The sequence below is a fragment of the Poseidonibacter sp. genome, assembly GCF_041821165.1.
In the GTDB taxonomy this organism is placed as follows: Bacteria; Campylobacterota; Campylobacteria; order Campylobacterales; family Arcobacteraceae; genus Poseidonibacter.
This window is the reverse complement of the sequence record NZ_JBGUES010000135.1, coordinates 1-6492: the sequence shown is the minus strand read 5'-3', so window position 1 is coordinate 6492 and position 6492 is coordinate 1. Positions and strand designations below refer to the sequence as shown.

Here is a 6492-nt window from a genome sequence, read left to right as displayed (position 1 = left end):
AAGCAATATTTAAAGATACAAAAGAGTATAGAAATAGATTAATAGACGGTTCTAAAATTCAAAGTCTAGGATTTGAATATAAATATCCAAATCCAATAGAGTATTAGTTTGTATTAAATGCTCTATCTCCAGCATCTCCAAGACCTGGTCTAATATAATCATTTTCATCAAGTCTTTCATCTATTTGTGCAATATAAATATCAACATCTGGATGAGCTTCTTGAACTTTATTTACTCCATAAGGTGAACCTAATACATTTAGACATATGATTCTTTTTGGATTTTTTGTTTTTAAGAAGTCAATTCCATCGATTAATGAACCACCCGTTGCAACCATTGGATCAAGTAATAAAACTGTTCTTCCTTCTAAGTTTGGAATATTTTCATAAAATAATTTGCTTAAAGAAGTCTCTTCATCTCTTTTCATAGCTAAGAATCCACTTTTTGCATATGGTAAAGTTTTTAAAATACCAGTTAACATTGGTTCACCAGCTCTTAATATTGGAACAAGAACTAACTTTTGAACCTCAATCATTTCAACATCTAATGGACCTTGCCAAGTATTTATATTTTGACTTACTGTTTCAAAATCACTTAATGCCTCAGATGCAACAATTCTTGAAATCTCTTCTATTGTTAGTCTAAATTCATTTGATGCCGTTCTTACATCTCTTAATCTATTTACAAGATGTTTTACAACAACATTTGTACTTTCTTTATACATTTTATTTCCTAATTGATTGATTATATGTCTAAAAATTATTTTAAATTCCAAACCTTATATATTACTAGAAAATTACTTATAAATTGCATATAAATTTAATTTTTATTAACTCTTATTTAGTTATGATATCAGGTTTAATTCAAAAAAGTTAAGAGGTAAGATGAAACCCACAGATTATAATTTTAGAGTAAAAGACTCAATTTTAGGGCTACAATTTTTATTTGTAGCCTTTGGTTCACTTGTTTTAGTTCCAATTTTAACTGGACTTGATGCAAGTGTTGCATTATTTACAGCAGGTATTGGAACTTTAGTATTTCAGTTTGTAAATAGAGGGGCTGTTCCTCCGATATTTTTAGCATCATCATTTGCTTTTATTGCACCTATTTCTTATGGTGTACAAACATGGGGAATTGCAGCAACTATGTCAGGTTTGTTTGCTGCTGGGTTATTGTATGTAGTATTAAGTTTTTTAATTAGATTAAAAGGTGATAAGTTTATTCATAAACTACTTCCAGCAATTGTTGTTGGACCTGTAATTATGTCTATTGGTTTAATACTTTCACCTGTTGCTGTTAATATGGCAATTGGAAAAACAGGAGATGGTGCTATTACTTTAATACCATTTGAAACTGCAATTGTGATTTCTATGAGTGCTTTAGTTATTACTGTATTTATCTCACTTCTTGGAAAAGGAATGTTTAAACTTATTCCAATTTTATCAGGAATTATAATAGGATATTTAGTTGCATTATTTTATGGAATTGTTGATTTTTCTCCTATTTCAAATGCTGCATGGTTTGCAATTCCAAGTTTTACAGCGCCAGAATTTAATTGGGAAGCAATAATCTTTATTTTACCAATTGCTATTGCTCCTGCAATTGAACATATTGGTGATATGTTAGCAATTTCAAATGTTACTAAACAAGATTACTTAAAAAAGCCAGGTTTAAAAAACACTTTATTAGGTGATGGACTTGCTACTTCTGTTGCTGCATTATTTGGTGGACCACCAAATACAACATATTCAGAAGTTACAGGTGCTGTTACTGTTACAAAAGCATATAACCCAGCTATTATGACATGGGCTGCATTTTTTGCTATTATCTTAGCATTTGTAGGAAAAATTGGAGCAATTTTATCAACTATTCCAACACCAGTTATGGGCGGAATTATGTTATTACTATTTGGAATTATCGCAACATTAGGTATTTCAACACTTATTAAATCAAATACAGATTTTACTTGTCCTAGAAATATGATTATTGTTTCTATGATTTTAGTATTTTCAATTGGTGGTATGACATTTAACTTTGGTGGTGTTCCATTCTCAGGAATTGGACTTGGTGCATTAATTGGAATATTCTTAAATCTTGTTTTACCAAAAGCCTCAAAAAACTAATTTTTAATATATTAACTAGACTCTAGTTAATATATTATCTCTACTGCTAATCTTAAAGAAAATCTTTAAGTATATTAGTTATAATTTTCAACTCATTTAAAAATAACTTTAATAATTAAAAGGAAAAAAATGGCAAAAGCAAAAGAACATCAATTTGATATATCTGCAAAATTAGATATGCAAGAAATGAAAAATGCAGTTATTCAAGCACAAAAAGAAATTGATAATAGATATGATTTCAAAGGTATTATTAAAGAAATAGATTTAAATCAAGGTGCAAAAACACTTGTATTAACAAGTGCAAGTGATAATAAAATAGACGCTATGAAAGATATTTTAATTTCTAAAATGAATAAAAGAGATATTTCTATTAACTCTTTAGAAGAATTAAAATCTGAGGATTCAAGTGGTGGAAATAGAAAATTTACTTATAAAATAATTGATAGTATTGAAAAAGATGAAGCAAAAACTATTCAAGCTGAAATTAAACAATTAAAATTAAAAGTAACTTCTGTAAATCAAGGTGATGAAATCAGAGTAACTGGAAAAAATATTGATGATTTACAAGCTGTAATGAGACATCTTAAATCATTAGAATTAAAAGCTCCATTAGTATTCGAAAACTTTAGATAAACACTATTTTAAACCTATAATTTATAAATTTAAGTTATAGGTTCTTCAAAAAAATTATACACAATAAATAAACAAAATTATAATATAATACCCAAGCTATAAATTAGGATTATATATGAAAGTTTTACTATTAGAGGATGATAATGCACTAAGTGACTTATTAAGCGACCATCTTGAAGATAAAGGTTATGATGTTACATTATGTCTAAATGGACAAGAGGCATTAGAAAATCTAATTGATGAGAAATTTGATTTAGCATTATTAGATATAAATACTCCAATAATGACAGGTATTGAAGTTCTAAAAACTATAAGAGAAGAGTATAAAAATAATACTCCTGCAATAATACTTACAGCTTATCATGATATTAAACATTTAAAAGAGTCTTTTGAAAGTGGAGTTGATGATTATATAAAAAAACCTTTTGATTTAGAAGAATTAGATCAAAGAATTCTAAGATTATGTAGACAATTTTCAATTGAACAAGATAATAAAATTCAGATTAGCTCATCTATATCTTTTGAACCAGAAACTTGTAAAATTACACTTCCTGAAAAAACTATAAGTATTGCACAAAAAGAGAGAGATATTTTAAAATATTTTTGTACTCATAAAAATAGAGTAATCTCAAGTGCTGAATTATTACAAAATATTTGGGCTTATGAAGAAATGCCAACTGATGCAACGATAAGAGTTTACATAAAAAATTTACGTGAGATTATTGGAAAAGATAAAATAACAACAATTAGAGGAATAGGGTATAAATTTGAATAAAAATGAAAAAAAAGCACTTTTTAGTTTTTTATCAATTTACGTAGGTTCTGCAATTTTTTTAATTGGAGTAATGTTATATATTTATTATAATAATGAATTAAAAAAAGTAGCTGATACTTGTAGTATGCAAATGAATAATGCATCAATGCATATTAAATCTGAAATTATAAATTCTCATATAAAAAATAGAAAATTTAACCCAAGAGTTTTAAATAATGAAAATTTAAGATATGCCTTATATGATAAAGATAAAAATGTAATATTTTCATATTTAGAAGGTGCTGAGTATATTGACTTTTCTAAACAAATGTATGAAAAGGAACATTTCAATTTTTATATAAGTAGTTTAGATGAAGATAATATTGATATAAAATATATTGTTATTGAAACTTGTCAAGGAATTGATAATAGGGATAAATTAAAAGTATATGTAATAATCACTTTAATATTAAGTGCAATATTTATTGGTTTTATTGGATATTTACTTTCAAAGATTTTATTAAAACCAATTCGTGAAAAAGTTGAAGATATGGATAAGTTTATAAAAGATTCAGCTCATGAATTAAATACTCCTATTTCTGTTTTAATGACATCTGTATCAATGCTTAAAAATGGTAAAAATCCTGAAAAGATGATGAAGTATATATTAAGTAGTAGTAAACAAATATCACAAATATATAATGATATTCATTTTTCTGCCTTTAATGATTTAAATGATAAACAAGTTGAAGACTTTAACTTAAAAGATTTAGTATCCTATAGTGCAGAGTATTTTAATGATATCTCGATTACTAAAAATATTAGTATTGAAACTAACCTAGAAGATTGTAGAATTTTAATGGATAAAACAAAAGCACAGAAAATTGTAAATAATCTAATTTCTAATGCTATAAAATATAGTAATAAAAACTCAAAAATTTTAGTAAATATAAAAGACAATATTTTGTCAATTGAAGACTTTGGTATTGGAATAAGTAAAAAAGAACAAAATATTATATTTAAAAGATATAAAAGAGGTAATAATATTGAAGGTGGATTTGGAATAGGATTAGATATTGTTAAAAGAATATGTGATGAATATAATATTATAATTCGTACAGAATCTAAAGTTGATATTGGTTCAACATTCTATATTGATTTTTCATCAATAGTACTAAAACATAAAAGAAATAAAAATGATTAATATAATAAAAAACTTTAAAACTAGTGAATTAAAAGATACAAGGTTTGTACATCCTGTAAAGATAACATTTAATCAAAATGGTAAAGATAAAATATGGGAAGCTGTAAAAAGTTTTGATTCAGTTGCAATTTTACTTTATCATGAAGAAAAAAAATCTTTTTTACTTGTAAAACAATTTCGTGCACCTGTTTATCTAAATGATAAAAATCATACTTGTACTTATGAATTATGTGCAGGAATTATTGATAAAGATGTATCTTTAGAACAAATTGTAAAAGAAGAGATAAACGAAGAGTGCGGTTATGATGTAAGTTTAGAATCAATTGAAAAAGTTACATCTTTTTATACAAATGTTGGAGTAAGTGGAGCTAAACAATTTTTATATTATGCAAAAATTAATGAATCAATGAAAAAACATAAAGGTGGAGGAATAAATGATGAAGAGATTGAATTAATGTTTGTTCCAATTGATGAAATTGAAGATTTTATTTTTGATGAATCAAAAGCTAAAACACCTGGTTTAATTTTATCTTTTTATTGGTTTATGAAAAATAAAAAAAGATTAGTGGAGCAAATATGAGAATAGTATTAGCTGTTTTTCTTACACTGTTTTTTTCTATAAATATTTTTGCAAATGATAAAAAACAAATATTAGAAAAAGTTGATGACTCTTTTATTACAAAATTTGAATATGGAGAGATGCTTTATAATAATCCAAGAGGAATAGGTTGTAATACTTGTCATGGAGAAAAAGCAGAGGGAAAAAAGATTGTTACATTTAAACATAAATACAAAAAGAAAATATATACTTGTGATTTAGTTGTTCCTAGTATTAAAAATGTAAAATATGAAGAGTTTTTCAAAAAAATAAATAGTAAAAAAAATGAAAAAAGAAAATTCAAAGATGATGAGGTTTGTGAAAAACTTGTATATAAAGCTAATATTATGCCCACATATTTTTTAGTTAAAGAAGAAATAAATGCAATTTATACTTATATAAATACTCTTGATAAAAAAAGACCTTTTTAACCTTTTTTATCTTGAGAATGCTATACCAAAACCAATTTTATGAATCTCTTTATCATAGTCAATTAAACTTTCTCCATAACCTGAAAATATCTGCATAAAACCATAAGAATTAACTGTCGACATAAATTCAGGTAAAGGAAAAGTCCAGTCTAATTGTGCAGCACCTTTATTGTTTTGAGTAAGTTTTAGATTATTTCTTAATTTTAATTCAAATGTATGTTTTTTATAGGGATAAAGCAATCTTAAATCACCATATCCATAATAATCATAAATATCTGGATTATCATCATTTTGTGATTTTTCAGGAATTCTATACCAAATTCTAGGAATAATAAAAACATTTGAAAGTTGTAAATAACTCTCTAAATATATTCTATTCCATGATCTTGATTCTAAGTCATTTTTTCCATTTGATTCATGAATTAATGATACTTTATATCCTTTTACTGTTTCACTATTTTTATAGGGAAATTGAATAAAAATTTCTGGACTATAGTTTGTTTCTCTAAAAGGTGAAGAGTTTTTATTTGTTTGCCAAAATGATTTTTGAGTGTAAGCTGTTGATATTGATTCATCTAAACCAAAAAAGTCATAAGAAATAGGTTTTTCAATACTAAACTGAAAATATGTTTCTATTTGATTTCTATTCTCTTTTTCTTTTAAATCATAAGACACTGGTATTAAATAGTTTTTTCTATATGGAAATAATCCAAAGTTTCCAGTTATAATTTGTTTAATTGTGCTATTTG

At 25.3% G+C, this 6492-nt stretch carries 8 protein-coding genes; 6 read left to right on the top strand and 2 right to left on the bottom strand.

From position 1 onward, the window contains the following. Positions 1 to 103: 103 nt before the first annotated feature. Positions 104 to 724, bottom strand: a complete 621-nt coding sequence (gene upp / locus ACERKK_RS09995; protein WP_373772939.1) for a uracil phosphoribosyltransferase — start codon at positions 722 to 724, stop codon at positions 104 to 106. Positions 725 to 884: 160 nt separating this feature from the next. Between upp and ACERKK_RS09990 the strand changes: the two genes are divergently transcribed. From ACERKK_RS09990 to ACERKK_RS09965, 6 genes are all read left to right on the top strand, one after another. After that, positions 885 to 2123: a uracil-xanthine permease family protein gene (locus ACERKK_RS09990; protein WP_373772938.1), complete on the top strand. Its 1239-nt coding sequence runs from the start codon at positions 885 to 887 to the stop codon at positions 2121 to 2123. A gap of 129 nt (positions 2124 to 2252) precedes the next feature. After that, positions 2253 to 2756 carry a YajQ family cyclic di-GMP-binding protein gene (locus ACERKK_RS09985; RefSeq protein ID WP_373772937.1) on the top strand — a complete coding sequence of 168 codons (504 nt, stop codon included), beginning with the start codon at positions 2253 to 2255 and terminating at the stop codon, positions 2754 to 2756. A gap of 115 nt (positions 2757 to 2871) precedes the next feature. After that, the gene (locus ACERKK_RS09980) at positions 2872 to 3531 is read left to right on the top strand and encodes a response regulator transcription factor (RefSeq protein WP_373772936.1); all 660 of its coding nucleotides are present in this window, start codon (positions 2872 to 2874) and stop codon (positions 3529 to 3531) included. Beyond that, positions 3524 to 4714 (top strand): sensor histidine kinase, encoded by a 1191-nt coding sequence (locus tag ACERKK_RS09975; protein WP_373772935.1) that lies wholly within the window; start codon positions 3524 to 3526, stop codon positions 4712 to 4714. Before ACERKK_RS09980 ends, ACERKK_RS09975 begins: the two co-directional genes overlap by 8 nt. Continuing rightward, positions 4707 to 5294 carry an NUDIX domain-containing protein gene (locus ACERKK_RS09970; protein ID WP_373772934.1) on the top strand — a complete coding sequence of 196 codons (588 nt, stop codon included), beginning with the start codon at positions 4707 to 4709 and terminating at the stop codon, positions 5292 to 5294. The genes ACERKK_RS09975 and ACERKK_RS09970 overlap by 8 nt, the downstream gene beginning before the upstream one ends. Then, positions 5291 to 5743: a c-type cytochrome gene (locus tag ACERKK_RS09965; protein WP_373772933.1), complete on the top strand. Its 453-nt coding sequence runs from the start codon at positions 5291 to 5293 to the stop codon at positions 5741 to 5743. Before ACERKK_RS09970 ends, ACERKK_RS09965 begins: the two co-directional genes overlap by 4 nt. A 6-nt stretch (positions 5744 to 5749) precedes the next feature. On the opposite strand, the gene ACERKK_RS09960 is transcribed toward ACERKK_RS09965, so the two are convergent. Continuing rightward, on the bottom strand, positions 5750 to 6492 hold a 743-nt coding region (locus ACERKK_RS09960; RefSeq protein WP_373772932.1), incomplete at its 5' end, for a phospholipase A.

Bases quoted from the DNA above. Each gene is read 5' to 3' on its own strand.
- upp (WP_373772939.1), bottom strand. From the start codon at position 724: ATGTATAAAGAAAGTACAAATGTTGTTGTAAAACATCTTGTAAATAGA.
- ACERKK_RS09980 (WP_373772936.1), top strand. From the start codon at position 2,872: ATGAAAGTTTTACTATTAGAGGATGATAATGCACTAAGTGACTTATTA.
- ACERKK_RS09985 (WP_373772937.1), top strand. From the start codon at position 2,253: ATGGCAAAAGCAAAAGAACATCAATTTGATATATCTGCAAAATTAGAT.
- ACERKK_RS09970 (WP_373772934.1), top strand. From the start codon at position 4,707: ATGATTAATATAATAAAAAACTTTAAAACTAGTGAATTAAAAGATACA.
- ACERKK_RS09965 (WP_373772933.1), top strand. From the start codon at position 5,291: ATGAGAATAGTATTAGCTGTTTTTCTTACACTGTTTTTTTCTATAAAT.
- ACERKK_RS09990 (WP_373772938.1), top strand. From the start codon at position 885: ATGAAACCCACAGATTATAATTTTAGAGTAAAAGACTCAATTTTAGGG.